16 protein-coding genes are annotated in these 16,441 nt (G+C 62.1%); 9 read left to right on the forward strand and 7 right to left on the reverse strand.

The window, feature by feature from the left end:
* Window positions 1–26 precede the first annotated feature (26 nt).
* From DNK06_RS09750 to DNK06_RS09760, 3 genes are all read right to left on the reverse strand, one after another.
* Window positions 27–1,190, reverse strand: coding sequence for a dipeptidase (locus tag DNK06_RS09750; RefSeq protein ID WP_131179832.1), 1,164 nt, complete (start codon window positions 1,188–1,190; stop codon window positions 27–29).
* A gap of 57 nt (window positions 1,191–1,247) precedes the next feature.
* Window positions 1,248–2,186 carry a GGDEF domain-containing protein gene (locus tag DNK06_RS09755; protein ID WP_131179833.1) on the reverse strand — a complete coding sequence of 313 codons (939 nt, stop codon included), beginning with the start codon at window positions 2,184–2,186 and terminating at the stop codon, window positions 1,248–1,250.
* Window positions 2,187–2,352: 166 nt separating this feature from the next.
* On the reverse strand, window positions 2,353–3,006 hold the full coding sequence (locus DNK06_RS09760; protein ID WP_131179834.1) for an alpha/beta hydrolase: 654 nt from the start codon (window positions 3,004–3,006) through the stop codon (window positions 2,353–2,355).
* A gap of 479 nt (window positions 3,007–3,485) precedes the next feature.
* On the opposite strand from DNK06_RS09760, the gene DNK06_RS09765 reads away from it, so the two are divergent.
* The 4 genes from DNK06_RS09765 to DNK06_RS09780 all read left to right on the forward strand — a co-directional run bounded on the left by DNK06_RS09765 (window position 3,486) and on the right by DNK06_RS09780 (window position 7,788).
* Window positions 3,486–4,514, forward strand: coding sequence for an amino acid ABC transporter substrate-binding protein (locus tag DNK06_RS09765; RefSeq protein ID WP_131179835.1), 1,029 nt, complete (start codon window positions 3,486–3,488; stop codon window positions 4,512–4,514).
* 67 nt (window positions 4,515–4,581) lie between these two features.
* The gene (locus DNK06_RS09770) at window positions 4,582–5,760 is read left to right on the forward strand and encodes an amino acid ABC transporter permease (RefSeq protein ID WP_131179836.1); all 1,179 of its coding nucleotides are present in this window, start codon (window positions 4,582–4,584) and stop codon (window positions 5,758–5,760) included.
* A gap of 12 nt (window positions 5,761–5,772) precedes the next feature.
* Window positions 5,773–6,873 (forward strand): amino acid ABC transporter permease, encoded by a 1,101-nt coding sequence (locus DNK06_RS09775; RefSeq protein WP_131179837.1) that lies wholly within the window; start codon window positions 5,773–5,775, stop codon window positions 6,871–6,873.
* Between the two features lie 153 nt (window positions 6,874–7,026).
* Window positions 7,027–7,788 carry an amino acid ABC transporter ATP-binding protein gene (locus tag DNK06_RS09780; RefSeq protein WP_131179838.1) on the forward strand — a complete coding sequence of 254 codons (762 nt, stop codon included), beginning with the start codon at window positions 7,027–7,029 and terminating at the stop codon, window positions 7,786–7,788.
* A 235-nt stretch (window positions 7,789–8,023) separates the two neighbouring features.
* On the opposite strand, the gene mmsB is transcribed toward DNK06_RS09780, so the two are convergent.
* The 3 genes from mmsB to DNK06_RS09795 are packed head-to-tail and all read right to left on the reverse strand — an operon-like array spanning window position 8,024 to window position 11,828.
* Window positions 8,024–8,935, reverse strand: coding sequence for a 3-hydroxyisobutyrate dehydrogenase (gene mmsB / locus DNK06_RS09785; protein WP_131179839.1), 912 nt, complete (start codon window positions 8,933–8,935; stop codon window positions 8,024–8,026).
* A gap of 10 nt (window positions 8,936–8,945) precedes the next feature.
* Window positions 8,946–10,442: a CoA-acylating methylmalonate-semialdehyde dehydrogenase gene (locus DNK06_RS09790; RefSeq protein ID WP_131179840.1), complete on the reverse strand. Its 1,497-nt coding sequence runs from the start codon at window positions 10,440–10,442 to the stop codon at window positions 8,946–8,948.
* Between the two features lie 33 nt (window positions 10,443–10,475).
* Window positions 10,476–11,828 carry an MFS transporter gene (locus DNK06_RS09795; protein ID WP_131179841.1) on the reverse strand — a complete coding sequence of 451 codons (1,353 nt, stop codon included), beginning with the start codon at window positions 11,826–11,828 and terminating at the stop codon, window positions 10,476–10,478.
* A 121-nt stretch (window positions 11,829–11,949) separates the two neighbouring features.
* Here DNK06_RS09795 and DNK06_RS09800 point away from each other — a divergent pair, with 121 nt between their 5' ends.
* The 5 genes from DNK06_RS09800 to DNK06_RS09820 all read left to right on the forward strand — a co-directional run bounded on the left by DNK06_RS09800 (window position 11,950) and on the right by DNK06_RS09820 (window position 15,617).
* Window positions 11,950–12,894, forward strand: coding sequence for a LysR family transcriptional regulator (locus tag DNK06_RS09800; protein ID WP_131179842.1), 945 nt, complete (start codon window positions 11,950–11,952; stop codon window positions 12,892–12,894).
* Window positions 12,895–12,969: 75 nt separating this feature from the next.
* On the forward strand, window positions 12,970–13,455 hold the full coding sequence (locus DNK06_RS09805) for a nuclear transport factor 2 family protein (protein WP_131179843.1): 486 nt from the start codon (window positions 12,970–12,972) through the stop codon (window positions 13,453–13,455).
* A 126-nt stretch (window positions 13,456–13,581) separates the two neighbouring features.
* The gene (gene pcsA / locus DNK06_RS09810) at window positions 13,582–14,292 is read left to right on the forward strand and encodes a phosphatidylcholine synthase (RefSeq protein WP_131179844.1); all 711 of its coding nucleotides are present in this window, start codon (window positions 13,582–13,584) and stop codon (window positions 14,290–14,292) included.
* 18 nt (window positions 14,293–14,310) lie between these two features.
* Window positions 14,311–14,616 (forward strand): GIY-YIG nuclease family protein, encoded by a 306-nt coding sequence (locus DNK06_RS09815; RefSeq protein WP_131179845.1) that lies wholly within the window; start codon window positions 14,311–14,313, stop codon window positions 14,614–14,616.
* A gap of 65 nt (window positions 14,617–14,681) precedes the next feature.
* Window positions 14,682–15,617, forward strand: a complete 936-nt coding sequence (locus tag DNK06_RS09820; RefSeq protein WP_131179846.1) for a glutathione S-transferase family protein — start codon at window positions 14,682–14,684, stop codon at window positions 15,615–15,617.
* Between the two features lie 8 nt (window positions 15,618–15,625).
* Here the strand turns inward: DNK06_RS09820 and eutC are convergent, their stop codons facing one another.
* A complete protein-coding gene (gene eutC / locus DNK06_RS09825; protein ID WP_131179847.1) occupies window positions 15,626–16,435 on the reverse strand; it encodes an ethanolamine ammonia-lyase subunit EutC in 810 nt (269 codons plus the stop codon).
* Window positions 16,436–16,441 lie beyond the last annotated feature (6 nt).

Raw genomic sequence — 16,441 nt, forward strand, 5'->3', positions numbered from 1 at the left:
GGATGCCGTCATTACGGGGTTTCAGATCAGCCTGGTGGCAGGCTGGCGAGCAGCAGGCGCTGGACGTTGCCACCCATGATCGCGGCGATCTCCTCTCGACTGAAACCGGCGTCGAGCAGACCTTCGGTCAACTGGGCGAGGCCAGTGACATCGAAAGGCGCATGGATGGTGCCGTTGAAGTCGGAGCCGAGGGCCACATGGCGCACGCCCACCAGGTCGGCGGTGTAGCGAATCGCCTCGACGATGGCCGCTACCGAGGTCGCGCAAACGGCGGTGTCCCAATAGCCGATGCCAATCACGCCACCTGTGGCGGCAATCGCGCGCAGGTGCCTGTCACTCAGGTTGCGGGTACCGGGACAGGTGCCTTCGACGCCGCCGTGGGAGACCAGCAGCGGGCGCGTGGCGATGGCCAGCACGTCGTCCATCAAGGAGCGCGAGGCATGAGCCAGGTCGATCAGCATGGATTTTTCTTCGAGACGAGCGATGACCTGTCGGCCCAGGGGCGTCAGACCGCCCTTTGCCAGGCCATGGGCCGAGCCACCGATCTCGTTGTCGAAGAAGTGGGTCAGGCCTGCCATGCGAAAGCCTGCGTCGTAGAGACGGTCGAGGTTATCCAGTTGCCCTTCGAGGGGATGCAGGCCCTCGGTGGCCAGCACGGTGGCGACGCGGTGCGGATCCTGATTCCAGGCCTGAAGAAAGGCTGCCAGATCAGCCCGCGTCCTGATCGGCACCATGCGGCCATCGCTGCCCACCGCTGCCTCATGCAGCTTTTCGGCTTGATACAGGGCGCGCTGCAGCAGGCTGTTCCAGGTCGCTCGTGGCCAGCGCTGGGCCATGGCGAGCAGGGTGATGGTGTCGCTGTCGGCGCCGTTGCTTTCGTAGTTCAACCCGCGGGGAGACTTGGTGACGGTGGAGAACACCTGCAGGCCGACGCGCCCCTCCAGCATGCGCGGCAGATCCGAGTGACCGTAGCCGTAGCGCTTGAGCAGGTCGCGCTCCCAGAGCAGAGCGTCGTCGTGCAGGTCGGCGATGAACAGGGTGTCGTGCAGGCGGGTGGCTGCCTGGCCGGCCGGGTAGGGCGCGGGGGATTCGACGCTGTTCATGCGCCGGTCGAGCACACTGGGCAAGGTGAAGAACACGCTTGCGGCAACGATCAGGGCAACCGGAACGATCAGCAGGCGTTTACGCATTGGGAGTATCCACGGAAGGGCATGGGGCCTCGCAGCATGCCACGCGGTGACGGCATTTCAGTGACAGAGGCGGTTGCGGCCTTCGTTTTTCGCCCGGTACAGGGCCTGATCCGCGCGGGCGATCAGGCTGGTCAGGCTGTCCTTCGGCACCATCTGGGTCAGCCCGAGAGAAATGGTCACGCCGGGCTGGGCGCCCAGCGGCGAGTAGAAGGCCCCGATCTGCTCCAGGCTCTCGCGCAAACGCTCGGCGATGTCGGCGGCCTGTTGCAGGGGCAGTTCCGGCAACAGAATGACGAACTCCTCACCGCCGAAGCGAACCAGGCTGTCGCGGGTACGCAACTGCCTGCGCAGGGTATGGGCAACCAGGCACAGGGCATAGTCGCCGGCCAGGTGTCCGTGCCGATCGTTGTAATCCTTGAAGTGATCGACATCGAGCATCAGCAGGCTCAGGGGCTGGCAACTGAACAGGCAACGGGTACGTTCGCGCTCGAATACATGCTCCAGCCAGCGCCGGTTGAAGGCGCCGGTGAGCTTGTCGACATTGGCGTTCTGCTCGCTGTCGATCAACTGGCGGTTACCCTGGCGCACGCGGCTGCAGAGTACCTCCAGCAGGTTCTGCATCATTTGCGGCGACTGCTGGAACAGTGTGTTCAAGTCATCGCGGTGCAGGCGCAGCACGCTGCTCGGCTCGGTGGCCACTACATAAGCGCTGGGATGTTCGTTGTCGATAAAGCTGATTTCCCCGGCGCAGTCGCCTGGCCGCAGGGTGGTGACCGGCTGGTTATCCAGGGAGCCCAGGTAAACCTTGAGGCTGCCGTTGACCACTATATAAAGATACTGGTTGCGATCGAACGGCGAGAGCACGACTTCGCCAGTATCCAGGTCGCAGGGGCGAAAGGAGTCGAGCAGCCGTGTCAGGCTGCCGAGTGCAACGTTGTTGAACAGTCGCAGATGGCGGATCTGCTGGAGGTCGGTCTGCCAGTGGGCTGCCTTCATGGCATCAGCATCCTTGCTCGAAACGATTAACGATCGGCACCGCTAACGCTCCCTTGGTCGATGACCCCATTCATGGCGAATGCGAGGGCCTCATTCCCGCGACAGTATCCGTCGGCCCGGAGGCTGGCAATGCTCTCGCGTCATGATGACGACAGGCGGCATGCCGTTATAGACGGGCTGCCAGCCAGGCACCGATGTCGCGTATTTCTTCTGCCAATACTTCGTGGCCCATGGGGTATTCCTGCCATGTCACGCTGACGTCACGTGCGCGTAGCCAGTCATGGGCGGCGCGGCCCATGCCAGGAAGCACCACGCCATCCTGATTGCCGTGCAGGCAGTACACCGGTACAGCGCGTTGCAGATCGCTCAATTGCGCCTGCTCGGAAAAGGTCGGTGCATAGGTGGACAACGCCAATACACCACCCAGCGGGCCCTGCCAGCGCAGAAACCCGGTATGCAGTACCACCGCGCCGCCCTGGGAAAAACCGGCGAGGAAGATGCGCGCCGGATCAATGCCACCGTCGCGCTGTGCCTCGATGAGGTCGATGACCTGTTGCGCGGACTGTTCGAGCTGTTCGCGATTGATCGCCCTGGCGGGACTCATGGCGATGATGTCGTACCAGCTCGGCATCTCATAGCCACCATTGACGGTCACAGGGCGTGTAGGCGCCTGAGGCAGAACGAAGCGCGTACTGCGCAGCGATTTCTGCAGAGCCTCGGCTACGGGTTGGAAATCGAAGCGGTCTGCACCCAGGCCGTGCAGCCAGATGACACAGGCGTCGGCAGTAAGTGGGGGCTGCAGTACCAAAGTGGTATCCATATGTTGCTCCATTGTGGGGCTGTTGCTCTGTTTTGGTGCGATGTGTTTTTGGGCGCTACGCTAATCCGTGAACAAGATGTCGCAAGATTACAAGTTTCGCCCTTGACCTGCCCAGGCCACGGGAAAAATCAAGGGATGGTATGGGCTTTGCTATAAAGCTGAAGACTGATGTCGTTGGCCTTGGGCGGTAACACCGCCTAAGGTTACGGAGCAGACGGGGAAGCCGATTTGATGGGGTTTCCAAAAGGTTCGTAGGGCGCTGCATGCCCTGCGATTTGCAAATTCGCTATCCGTCTCAGGCCCGTTCACCAACGGGCTGGTGCGAGAGTTGATGACTCACACTCGAACAGGTCGCTACACTCGCGCCGAGGTCTGGTCACCGGTCGACACCGTTGCTGCCAACAGTGCCGACATGCCCCAAAAGGGTACGGCGATCCGGCTGAGACTCCAACACAACAAAAGCAACCGGAGAATATTCAATGAAGATGGTTAAAACCACCCTGGCGATGTTGACCGCCGCCGCCGTTCTGGGCGCTGCAGGCATGGCCCACGCCGGTGCCACCCTGGATGCGGTGACGAAGAAAGGTTTCGTACAGTGCGGCGTCAGCGATGGCCTGCCGGGCTTCTCGGTACCGGATGAGAAGGGCAACTATCAGGGTATCGACGTCGACATCTGCCGCGGTGTAGCCGCAGCGGTATTCGGTGACGCGACCAAGGTCAAGTACAGCCCGCTGACCGCCAAAGAGCGTTTCACCGCGATCCAGTCCGGTGAAGTCGACATGCTCTCGCGCAACACCACCTGGACCAGCTCCCGCGACGGCGGCATGGGCCTGGTTTTCACCGGCGTGACTTACTACGACGGTATCGGCTTCCTGGTTAACAAGAAGCTGGGCGTTGCCAGTGCCAAGGAACTGGATGGCGCGACCATCTGTATCCAGGCAGGCACCACCACCGAGCTGAACGTCTCCGACTACTTCCGCTCGAACGGCCTGAAATACACTCCCATCACTTTCGACACTTCCGACGAGAGCGCCAAGTCCCTGGAAGCTGGCCGTTGCGACGTGCTGACCTCCGACCAGTCGCAACTGTACGCACAGCGTATCAAACTGGGCGCGCCGGATGACTGGGTGGTACTGCCGGAAGTGATCTCCAAGGAGCCGCTCGGCCCGTTGGTTCGTCGTGGCGACGAAGACTGGATGGCTATCGTCAAGTGGACACTGTTCGCCATGCTCAACGCCGAAGAGCTGGAGGTCGACTCGAGCAACGTCGAAGCCCTGGCCAAGGAAACCAAGAACCCTGACGTAGCCCGTATGCTGGGTGCCGATGGTGAATACGGTAAAGATCTGAAGCTGCCGAAGGACTGGGTCGTCCAGATCGTCAAGCAGGTCGGTAACTACGGCGAAGTCTTCGACCGTAACATCGGCAAAGGCAGCGAGCTGAAAATCGAGCGTGGTCTCAACGCTCTGTGGAACAAAGGCGGTCTGCACTACGCTCCTCCAGTGCGTTGATTGACCTGTCGCCCGGTAGCTTGTTGCTGCCGGGCGATTTTCGTTCCGTTATACCTGGGGCATTCCCATGCAGAAAAACATCGGCGCACCGCAAGGGTTTTCCCTGAGCGATCCACGTGTGCGTGCCTGGCTATTCCAGATCATCACCATCGTAGGGGTGGTCGCGCTAGGCTGGTTCCTGTTTCACAACACGCAAACCAACCTGCAACACCGGGGTATCACCTCCGGCTTCGACTTCCTCGAGCGCAGTGCCGGCTTCGGCATCGCCCAACACCTGATCAGTTACACCGAAGCGGACAGCTATGCCCGCGTCTTCGTCATCGGCCTGCTCAACACCCTGCTGGTTTCCATCATCGGCATCGTGCTGGCCACCTTCCTGGGCTTCATCATCGGTATCGCGCGGCTTTCGCCGAACTGGATGATCAGCCGGTTGGCGACCGTCTACATCGAGGTCTTCCGCAACATTCCGCCGTTGCTGCAGATTCTCTTCTGGTACTTCGCCGTGCTGCTGCCGCTGCCGGGGCCGCGCGCCAGCATCAACGTGGGCGACAGCTTCTTCCTCAGCAACCGTGGCCTGAACATGCCGGCGGCCGAGCCGACCGGCGCGTTCTGGCCGTTCGCGGTCGGTGTGCTGGTCACCATCGTCGCCATCGTGCTGATGACCCGTTGGGCCAACAAGCGTTTCGAAGCCACCGGCGTGCCGTTCCACAAGTTCTGGGCCGGCCTGGGTCTGGCGATCGTCATCCCGACGCTGTTCGCGCTGATCTTCGGTAGTCCGCTGCACTGGTCGGTACCCGAGCTCAAGGGTTTCAACTTCGTTGGCGGCTGGGTGATGATCCCGGAACTGCTGGCGCTGACCATCGCACTGACCGTCTACACCGCAGCCTTCATCGCCGAAAACGTGCGCTCCGGGATCAACGCGGTCAGTCACGGACAGACCGAGGCGGCTCGCTCCCTGGGCCTGCGCACTGGCCCGACCCTGCGCAAGGTGATCATTCCCCAGGCCATGCGGGTGATCATTCCGCCGTTGACCAGCCAATACCTGAACCTGGCGAAGAACTCTTCCCTGGCGGCCGGTATCGGCTATCCAGACATGGTGTCGCTGTTCGCCGGCACGGTACTCAACCAGACCGGCCAGGCCATCGAGGTGATTGCCATCACCATGAGTGTGTACCTGGCGATCAGTATCAGCATTTCCCTGCTGATGAACTGGTACAACAAGCGCATCGCGCTGATCGAGCGGTGAGGACCTAGCGCAATGAGCACAATCCATATTTTCAAACCCGATCAGCCACCACCCAGCTCCAGTGTTGGTGTGGTCGCCTGGATGCGTAGCAATCTGTTCTCCAGCTGGTTGAATACGCTGCTGACCTTCTTCGCCATCTACCTCGTCTGGCTGATGGTGCCGCCTTTGCTCAAATGGGCGTTCATCGACGCCAACTGGGTGGGCAGCACTCGTGCCGACTGCACCAAGGAAGGCGCTTGCTGGGTGTTCATCCAGGCACGCTTCAGCCAGTTCATGTACGGCTTCTACCCCAGTGAATTGCGCTGGCGCGTGGATCTGACCGCCGTGCTGGCGATCGTTGGTGCAGCACCGCTGTTCATTTCCCGCTTCCCGCGCAAGGCCATCTACGGCATCGCGTTCCTGGTGATCTACCCGGTCGTTGCCTGGAGCTTGCTGCATGGCGGTGTGTTCGGCCTGGAAACCGTGCCGACCAGCCGTTGGGGCGGTTTGATGCTGACCCTGGTGATCGCGGCCGTAGGTATCGCCGGCGCGTTGCCACTGGGCATTCTGCTGGCGCTGGGACGACGTTCCAACCTGCCTGCGGTGAAGGTGGTCTGCGTGACCTTCATCGAGTTCTGGCGTGGCGTTCCGCTGATCACCGTGCTGTTCATGTCCTCGGTGATGCTGCCGCTGTTCCTGCCCGAGGGCATGAGCTTCGACAAGCTGATGCGTGCGCTGATCGGGGTGATCCTGTTCCAGTCGGCTTACATCGCCGAAGTGGTACGTGGTGGCCTGCAGGCTATTCCCAAAGGGCAATACGAAGCGGCCGGTGCCATGGGCCTGGGCTACTGGCGGATGATGGGTCTGGTGATCCTGCCGCAAGCACTCAAGCTGGTGATTCCGGGCATCGTCAACACCTTCATCGCCCTGTTCAAGGATACCAGCCTGGTGATCATCATCGGCCTGTTCGATCTACTCAACAGCGTCAAGCAGGCGGCTGCCGACCCGGCGTGGCTGGGCATGGCGACCGAGGGCTACGTATTCGCCGCCCTGATTTTCTGGATTTTCTGTTTCGGCATGTCCCGCTATTCCCTCCATCTGGAGAGGAAGCTGGATACCGGTCACAAACGTTAGGAGCTGTTCAGTATTCGCTGCGCGTCGGCCAGGCGGCGTTGAAAACACTCTCGAAATGCTCATGTACAACAGTACATTCCGCTTTCTCGACTGTTTTCGCCTTGCCTGGCTCTAGCTCGCCAAATCCTGAATCAGCCCCAAGGAGTCACTTAGATGAGCGAAGCAAACAAGCAACCCAGCGCCGAGCCGATCATTCAGTTGCAGGGCGTGAACAAGTGGTACGGGCAGTTCCACGTACTCAAGGACATCAATCTGGATGTACGTCAGGGCGAGCGTATCGTGCTCTGCGGACCCTCGGGTTCGGGCAAGTCCACCACCATCCGTTGCATCAACCGTCTGGAAGAACACCAGGCCGGTCGAATCATGGTCGATGGCACTGAACTGACCCGCGATCTCAAGGACATCGAGACCGTGCGTCGCGAAGTGGGCATGGTGTTCCAACACTTCAACCTGTTCCCGCACCTGACCGTGCTGCAGAACTGCACCCTGGCGCCGATGTGGGTTCGCAAGATGCCCAAGCGCAAGGCCGAGGAAATCGCCATGCACTTCCTCGAGCGCGTGCGTATTCCGGAGCAGGCCCACAAGTTCCCGGGGCAACTGTCCGGCGGCCAGCAACAGCGTGTGGCCATCGCCCGCGCCCTGTGCATGAAGCCGAAGATCATGCTGTTCGATGAGCCGACCTCGGCACTCGATCCGGAAATGGTCAAGGAAGTACTCGATACCATGATCGGCCTGGCCCAGGACGGCATGACCATGCTCTGCGTGACCCACGAAATGGGCTTTGCCCGTACCGTGGCGGATCGAGTGATCTTCATGGACAAGGGTGAGATCGTCGAGCAGGCCGAGCCCAACGCCTTCTTCGACAATCCGCAGAACGAGCGTACCAAGCTGTTCCTCGGCCAGATCCTGCATTGAAAGGCGACACCGCAATTGAGCCAGGCCACTGGCTCACGGGCCGAGCAGGCATTTCGCCGAAGAAGTTCGAGGTACAACAAGTAGCCGTATAAAACACGGCTGGAAACCGAGGCGAAAGAGCGCGCGCGAGCTGTCTGTTATTCAGCCTTCGGCGCGCTCTTCGGCTCCGTGAAGTCTGCTACCGCCCTCCTGTTGATCGGCCACGCCGAGGGCGGACTGCTTCCTGGTCTGGCTATCAAGGCCTTTCAGGATCGTCGCGCTCCTGTTTTCGCAGATAGCGTCTGATGATCGCCGAGAAATCCAGTCCGCCATGTCCCTCGCAACTGAAACTCTGGTAGAGCTGCTGGGCCAGAGCGCCGAGTATCACCGGCTGCCTGATCTGCCGTGCGGCCTCGGTCGCCAGGCCGAGATCCTTGAGCATCAAATCGGTGCCGAACCCGCCGCTGTAACCGCGCGATGCCGGCACGTTGTCGAGCACGCCGGGGTAGGGGTTGTTGGTGTCTGAGCTCCAGCAACGTCCGCTCGACGTGTTGATGATGTTGGCCAGGATCTTGGCATCGATACCCAGTGATACACCGAGAGCCATGGCTTCGGCGACACCGATCATGGAGATGCCGAGCAGCATGTTGTTGGACACCTTGGCGACCTGGCCATTGCCGCTGCCGCCACAGTGAACGATGTTCCTGCCCATCGCCGCGAGAATCGGCTGTGCCTTGGCGAAATCCTCTTCGGCGCCACCGACCATGAACGTCAGGGTGCCATTCGCCGCACCGCCCGTGCCACCCGAGACCGGGGCGTCGAGCATCGGGTTGCCATGCTCGGCTGCGGCCCTGGCGACCTCGCGGGCGCTGATCGGGTCAATGGTGGATGAGTCGATCAATAGCACGCCGGGCGCGACCTTCGCCAGCAGGCCATCCTCGCCCAGATAGACCGCCTTCACATGCGCCGAAGCCGGCAGCATGGTGATGACGACCTGGGCATCCGCCAGCACGTCACAGGCCGTATCGGCGCCTTTCGCCCCGGCCTCCACCAGCGCCGCGACCGCGCTGGTGGAAAGGTCGAAGACGCTCAGCCGATGGCCGGCCTTGAGCAGGTTGAGGGCCATCGGCCCACCCATGTTGCCTAGCCCGATGAATCCGATGTTCATGGTCGTTGCCTCACTTCAGGGTGATGGTGGTATTCACCGCGCCGCCGACATCGTTTTCGTCGAACCAGCGTTGGGTGACGGTCTTGGTCTGGGTGTAGAACTGCACCACCTGTTTGCCATAGGGGCCGAGGTCGCCGAGCTTGGAGCCGCGCGAGCCGGTGAAGGAGAACATCGGCACCGGCACGGGAATCGGCACGTTGATACCGACCTGGCCGACGTCGATCTCTTCCTGAAAATGCCGTGCGGCGGCACCGGAGCGGGTGAAGATCGCCGTGCCGTTGCCATTGGGGTTGGCGTTGATCAGCGCGATGGCGTCGTCGAGGGTGGCGGCGTGCACCACGCAGAGCACCGGTCCGAAGATTTCCTCGCGGTAGATGCTCATGCCCGGCGTGACCTTGTCGAAGATGGTCGGGCCGACGAAGTTGCCTTTGTCGTAGCCGGCAACCGCCGGGTTGCGCCCATCCAGGGCCAGGCTGGCGCCTTCGTCGACGCCCCGTTCGATCAGGCCGCTGACGCGATCCAGGGCCGCGCAGGAAATCAGCGGGCCGACATCGGTGCCGGCCTCCACACCGGCGCTGACCTTGAGCGTCTTCGCCCTGGTTACCAGATCCGGCAGCCAGTTCTGGGCCTCGCCCACCAGAATCACCACCGACAGCGCCATGCAGCGCTGGCCGGCAGCGCCGAACGCGGCGCCGGCGAGGTTGTTGAGTGTCTGTTCCTTGTGCGCATCGGGCAGGACGATGGCGTGGTTCTTCGCGCCCATCATGCACTGCACGCGTTTGCCAGCCTGGCTGGCGCGGTTGTAGACGTGGGTGCCGATACGAGTCGAGCCGACGAAGGACACGGCCTTGATGTCCGGGTGATCGCAGATCGCATTGACCGCTGCTTCGCCGCCGTGCACCACGTTGAGCACCCCAGGCGGCACGCCGGCCTCCAGCGCAAGCTCGCACAGGCGCATGGTGACCATCGGATCCTGCTCGGAGGGTTTCAGAACGAAGGTGTTGCCGGTGGCGATGGCCATGGGGAACATCCATAGCGGGATCATCGCAGGGAAATTGAACGGCGTGATGCCGGCACAGACGCCCAGCGGTTGGAGCAGTGTGTAGGTGTCGACGCCGCCCGCGACGTTGTTGGCCAGCTCGCCCAGTTGCAGGTTGCCGATGCCGGCCGCGTGCTCGACCACTTCCAGGCCGCGGAATACATCGCCTTCGGCGTCGGCGAGGGTCTTGCCCTGTTCAGCGGTGAGGATGGCGGCGAGTTCCTTCATGTGCTCGCGGATCAGTTGCTGGTACTTGAGGAATATCCGTGCACGGGCGCCGATGGGCGTCTTGCGCCAGCTCTTGAAGGCATGGCTGGCGCTGGCCACGGCTGCTTCGATTTCCTCGCTGGTGGCGAAGGGCACGCGTGCCAGTACATCCTGGGTCGCCGGGTTGACGATATCGCGCCACTGCTGGGTGCGTGACTCGACGAATTCGCCGTTGATGAGCAGTTTGACTGTAGCGGTCATGGTTCGATCCTTGTCTGGGAAGGCGAAAGGGGGTCAGCGGGCGCGCAGCGGTGAGCGGCTCGGCTCGTCGAGCTCTTCGGTCACGCGGGGCAGGCGGGCCGGGTCGCCGCGCATCAAGGCGGTGCAGAACAGCGCGACTACGCCCATGCCGATCAGGTAGGCAATGACGTAGCGCGGGCTGCCATCAGCGGCGCTGAGCAGGCTGGTGGCGATCATCGGGGCGAAACCACCGCCGAGCACACCGGCCAGTTGCACCGAGAGCGAGATGCCGCTGTAACGAATTTCCGCCGGGAACTGGCGGGCAAACAACAGGGACTCCGGGGCGTAGAGGATCGGGAAGACCACACCTACCGCCAGTACCATCGCCCACCAGACCAGCAGCGGCTCGCGAGTGCCGAGCATGGCGAAGAAGGGATAGACGAAGGCGCAGAGCAGAAGCAGGCCGGCGAAGTACAGACGCTTCTGGCCAACGCGATCGGACAGCCAGCCGCAGAACGGCATGGTCGCCAGCGACAGCGCGGCTCCGGCGGTGATGGCATGCAGGACATCGCCACGGGGAATCTGCAACTGATTGGCGGCGTAGGCGAGGGCGAAGGTTACCGCCATGTAGAACCAGGCATTTTCGGCCGTGCGCGCACCGATGATGGTCAGCGTTGCGCGCGGATGTTTTCGCACCACCTCCATCAGCGGCAGGCGTACGCGGCGGTTCTGTTGCTTGAGTTTCTCGAAGTCGGGTGACTCGGCGACCTTGACCCGGATCAGCCAGCCCACGGCCAGCAGTACCACGCTGGCCAGGAAGGGCAGGCGCCAGCCCCAACTGAGCATCTGCTCTTCGGGCAGGGTGGCGACCGCACCCATGGCCAGCGTGGACAACACCAGACCCGCACCGACGCCGGTCTGCGGCAGGCTGCCGTAGAAGCCTTTCTTGCCTTCGGGAGCGTGTTCGACGGCCATCAGTACCGCGCCACCCCATTCGCCGCCCACCGCCATGCCCTGCAGGAAACGCATGATTACCAGTAGCACCGCGGCCCAGTAGCCGATCTGCTCATAAGTGGGGATCAGGCCGATGGCGATGGTCGGGATGCCCATCATCATCAGGGTGAGCATCAGCATCGATTTGCGTCCGATGCGATCGCCGAAGTGGCCGAAGACGATGCCGCCCAGCGGCCGGCCGATAAAACCGACCGCGTACGTAGCGAATGCAGCCAGCACACCGGTTATGGGATCGAGGGTGGGGAAGAACAGCTTGTTGAAGACCAGCGCGGCCGCAGTGCCATAGAGGAAGAAGTCGTACCACTCGATGGTGGTACCCGCCATGCTAGCCAGGCCAGCGATGCGATAGTGCTTGCGACCGGAAGCCGCCCCTTGAGGACTTGATTCGTTCATGAGCTGCCTGCTTTTGTTTTTGTTGTAGAAACGTGGAGCTGTCGGCAGCTGGCAAGCGCTGCTTGTCTGGAGTATAGGTATGCAAATTTTTTCCTTGTAACCTTAAAAAAACAGGTTTGTTATGCAAAAAAGCATAATGTCCGCTAGTCAGATGAACTGGGATGACCTCAAGTTCTTCCTCGAAGTGGCGCGAACCCGCACCGCCAGTAGTGCCGCCAAACGGCTGGGGGTCGACTACACCACGGTGTTGCGGCGCATTGGTGCATTGGAAAGGGCTCTCGGCACGTTGCTGTTCGAGCGCTCTCGTGCCAGTGGTTTTTTATTGACGGCGGAGGGACAGCATCTGTTGGGTTACGCGGAAGCGCTGGAAAGCACTCTGCAAACGGCTTGCGAGCAGGTTTCGGGGGCCAGCCTGGCGCTGTCAGGCCATGTTCGCATCGGCTCGACCGAGGGCTTCGGCAGCTATTTCGTCGCGCCGCAACTGGGAGGCTTTCAGGATATTTACCCGAATATAGCCATCGATTTACTGCCGGTGCCGCACTTCATAAGTCTGTCACGGCGAGAAGCGGACATTGCCATCACCCTGGAGCGCCCCGAGCGCGGCCCCTACGTGTGCTCGAAGCTGTGCGATTACGCCCTCAAACTCTATGCGACGCCTGCCTATCTGGATGCCCATCCGCTGATCCACGGCGTGGATGACCTGAACCGGCACCCGTTCATCACCTACGTCGATGACCTGGCCTTCAGCCCGGAACTGCTCTATCTCGAGAGCATCGTGCCGAATGCCAGTAGCACGCTACGCAGCACCAGTGTAGTCGCCCAGTACCTGGCGGCCCTGCAAGGTCGGGCGTTGGCCATTCTGCCATGCTTCCTGGCCGCTCCAGATGATCGCCTGGTCGAGGTGTTACCGGGTCAGGTCACGGTAACCCGGCAGTTCTGGCTCTACTACCGGGAGGATCTGCGCAAGCTCAAGCGCATCACCCTGGTCGCTGATTACCTACGTGGGTGTGCAGAGCGCAATCGCGCATTTCTGCTTGGGGATAGTTCGCATATGGTGATCGCGTGACCCTAATGAGTAGCAGAAAATGGTAGTTCTACCCTTCGCCAGCGATACTGCAGGACGTTTTCCGGAGCCCATGCCATGTCCGTTGCCAATGCCCAACTGATCACCCGTTTCTATCAGGCTTTCCAGCGGCTCGATGCCGAGCAGATGGTGAGCTGCTATGCGCCGGATGTGTGTTTCAGCGATCCGGCCTTCGGCACCTTGCGGGGTCACGATGCTGGCGATATGTGGCGCATGCTGACCAGCCGTGCGCAGGACTTCTCGCTGACGTTCAGCGATATAGAGGCCACCGAGCACGGCGGCAGCGCGACCTGGGTCGCCACCTACCTGTTCAGCCAGACGGGGCGCACTGTGGTCAATCACATTCGTGCCCGCTTCGTGATTCGTGATGGGCTGATCGTCGAGCATCATGATCACTTCGATCTATGGCGCTGGGCCGCTCAAGCGCTGGGCTTTCAGGGGCTGTTGATCGGCTGGACGCCAATGCTGAAGAAGACCGTGCGCAAACAGGCGAGCAATGGTTTGCGCCGGTTCCAGGCTGACCGAGCGACGGGCGGGCAGTAAGGTGTGGAAGCGCGCAGGTGAACGGAATGGTAGGCTTTCCGGTCTGAACCTTCATCCACGGTGGGCAGATTGTGCGCAATTGGTCTATTCGTTGAATGTAAGCCCGTCCGCCAGAGAATTTCGATCATGAGTGTTATGTCGCTATCACCCAGTAAAGCCAAGGCATGGAGCGTGCACGCGGTAACCGCCAGCGGGGTGATCCTTGGCATGCTGGCCTTGCTTGCCCTGATCGAGGGGCGTGCGGAAAACTGCCTGCTGTGGCTGGGGTTGGCACTGCTGGTCGATGGTCTGGACGGTACCCTGGCGCGCAAGTACGACGTCAAGGTGGTGCTGCCGCATTTCGACGGCTCGACCCTCGACCTGGTGATCGATTACCTCACCTACGTATTCATCCCGGCGATCTTCGTCTATCGCTTCATCCCGCTGCCTGAATACACGTTGCTGTTGTCCGTCGGCATCATCCTGCTGTCGTCGCTGTTCTGCTTCTGCAATGTCAACATGAAGAGCAAGGACAACTACTTCGTCGGCTTCCCGGCGGCATGGAACGTGGTGGTGGTGTACCTCTACCTGCTCGACTTCGAGCCGTGGGTGACCTTCCTCGTCATCATGGTGCTGGCCGCGCTGACGCTGACCCGCATGAAGTTCCTGCACCCGTTCCGGGTCAAGCAGTTCATGCCGCTGAACATCGCCGTGACCATGGTCTGGATGTTCGCCTGTGCCTTGCTGATCCTGCAGTTTCCGGCACAACCGCTATGGCTGCTGGTGCTGTGGGGCCTGTCTTCGGCCTATTTCGTCGGCATGTGCGTGTGGCGCTCTGCCCGCGAATGGCTCGCCTGACGCCGTTCGGTACGCGCAATGAGCATCAGCCAGGATAAAGCCTGGTTCGTCTACCTGGTGCGCGCCGCCAATGGCGCGCTCTACTGCGGCATCAGCGACGATCCGCAGCGCCGCTTCGCCCAGCACCAGAGTGGCAAAGGCGCACGCTTCTTCTTTTCCAGCCCGGCGGTGGCCTTGGTCTACAGCGAAAGCTGTGCCGGCAAGGGCGATGCCCTGCGCCGCGAGCGAGCGATCAAGCGGCTGGGCAAAGGGGCCAAGGAGGCGCTGGTTGCCACCGGTAGCCTGATGCACCTCCCTGATGAGCAGCCATCACCAATAGCCTGAGTAGCTGGGCCTCGATTTGTCTTCAGCGTAAGCTGCAGGCCTGATTCCGTTACTGGAGGCCTGCCATGCCTGAGCTGATCCTGCACCATTACCCCACATCGCCCTTCGCCGAGAAGGCGCGTCTGTTGCTGGGCTTCAAAGACCTTGCCTGGCGTTCGGTGCAGATTCCGCCGGTGATGCCCAAGCCGGATCTCACTGCCCTGACTGGCGGCTACCGCAAGACGCCAGTGCTGCAGATCGGCGCCGACATCTACTGCGACACCGCATTGATCGCCCGCCGCCTGGAAGCGCACCAGGCACAGCCGGCGCTACTGCCGGATACCCAGGCGTTCGCCATCGCCGCCTTCGCCCAATGGGCCGATTCCGTGGTGTTCCAGCATGCGGTCAGCCTGGTGTTCCAGCCGGAGTCCATTGCCGTGCGGTTCGCCAAGGCTCCCCCGGAGTTCATCCAGGCCTTCATCGCCGACCGCGCCAAGCTGTTCACCGGTGGCCAGGCCAGCCGTTTGCCGGCCGAGCAGGCCAAGCACCAGTGGCCGGCATTCATGGCACGCCTGCAGGCCCAGTTGGACGCTGGCGGCGGTGACTTCCTGTTTGGCGAGGCGAGCCTGGCCGATATCGCCATGGCTCACCCGCTGTGGTTCCTGCGCGCAACGCCGGTGACCTCGCCGCTGGTCGATGGCTACCCGGCCGTCGCGGCCTGGCTGGATCGGGTGCTCGCACGTGGGCACGGCAAGCCTGAGCCGTTGAGCAGCGAGGACGCCATCACGGTGGCACGTGAGGCCGCTCCGGCGCCCTTGCCGGAGGAGGCGTTCAGTGACCCCAATGGCTTCGTCAGCGGTCAGGCCGTGGCGATTTCCGCCATCGACTACGGTGTGGATGCCGTGGAAGGCGAACTGCTGTTCGCCGGCGTGGAAGAGCTGATTCTGCGCCGCGAGGATCCCCGCGCCGGGGTCGTGCACGTGCACTTCCCGCGGCTGGGGTTTCGTATCGAAGCGTGCTGAAGATCGACTCAGCTGTTGTCCGGTAGCAGGAAGTTGCCCGGCCCGGCGTTTTCCAGGGTCGGCACTTCGGCTTCGTCCTTCAGGTCGACGCCCGATAGCTGACGCCGACAGGCTTCACGCATCAGGTACATGAGTCGGAAGGTCGCCATGCCGTAGCTCAGGCCTTCCAGACGCACGTTGGAGATGCAGTTGCGGTAGGCATCGTTGAGGCCGACCCGCGGCGCGAAAGTGAAGTACAGGCCCAGGCTGTCGGGGGAACTGAGGCCAGGGCGTTCGCCGATCAGGATCACCGTCATCTTCGCCCCCAGGCGTTCGCCCACTTCGTCCGCCACTGCGACCCGGCCCTGTTCGACCAGGGTGATGGGCGCCAGTGTCCAGCCTTCCTCGCCGATCTGATCGAGCAACCGTTCCAGAAACGGCAGGCTGTGGCGGCGCACGGCCAGTGACGACAGGCCATCGGCGATGACGATGGCCAGGTCGTAACCACGGCCCTTTTCTGCTGCATATTCATCCAGCGCGCCTGCGGACGCCTCGTTGAGGCGTCGGCCCAGATCCGGGCGCTGCAGGTAGATATGTCGATCCGCCGCAGCGCTCTGCACCAGCAAGGTATCGAGCCCGCGGCCCTGCAGCTCCTCGCGCAGACCTTGGTGGTCGAACGGCAGGTGCACGGCATCGCGGGCCTGAGCGTGGGCGAACTGGAAGTCCAACTGCGCGGCGGTCGGCAAACTGGTGCCCGCCCGGCCCAGGGCGATACGGGCGGGGGTCAGTTGCCGCAATTGCTGCCAGGGGTTTTCGGTAGCGGGGGATTTGTCTGCCATGACGAC

The organism is Phytopseudomonas daroniae (genome assembly GCF_004327285.1).
GTDB lineage: Bacteria > Pseudomonadota > Gammaproteobacteria > Pseudomonadales > Pseudomonadaceae > Aquipseudomonas > Aquipseudomonas daroniae.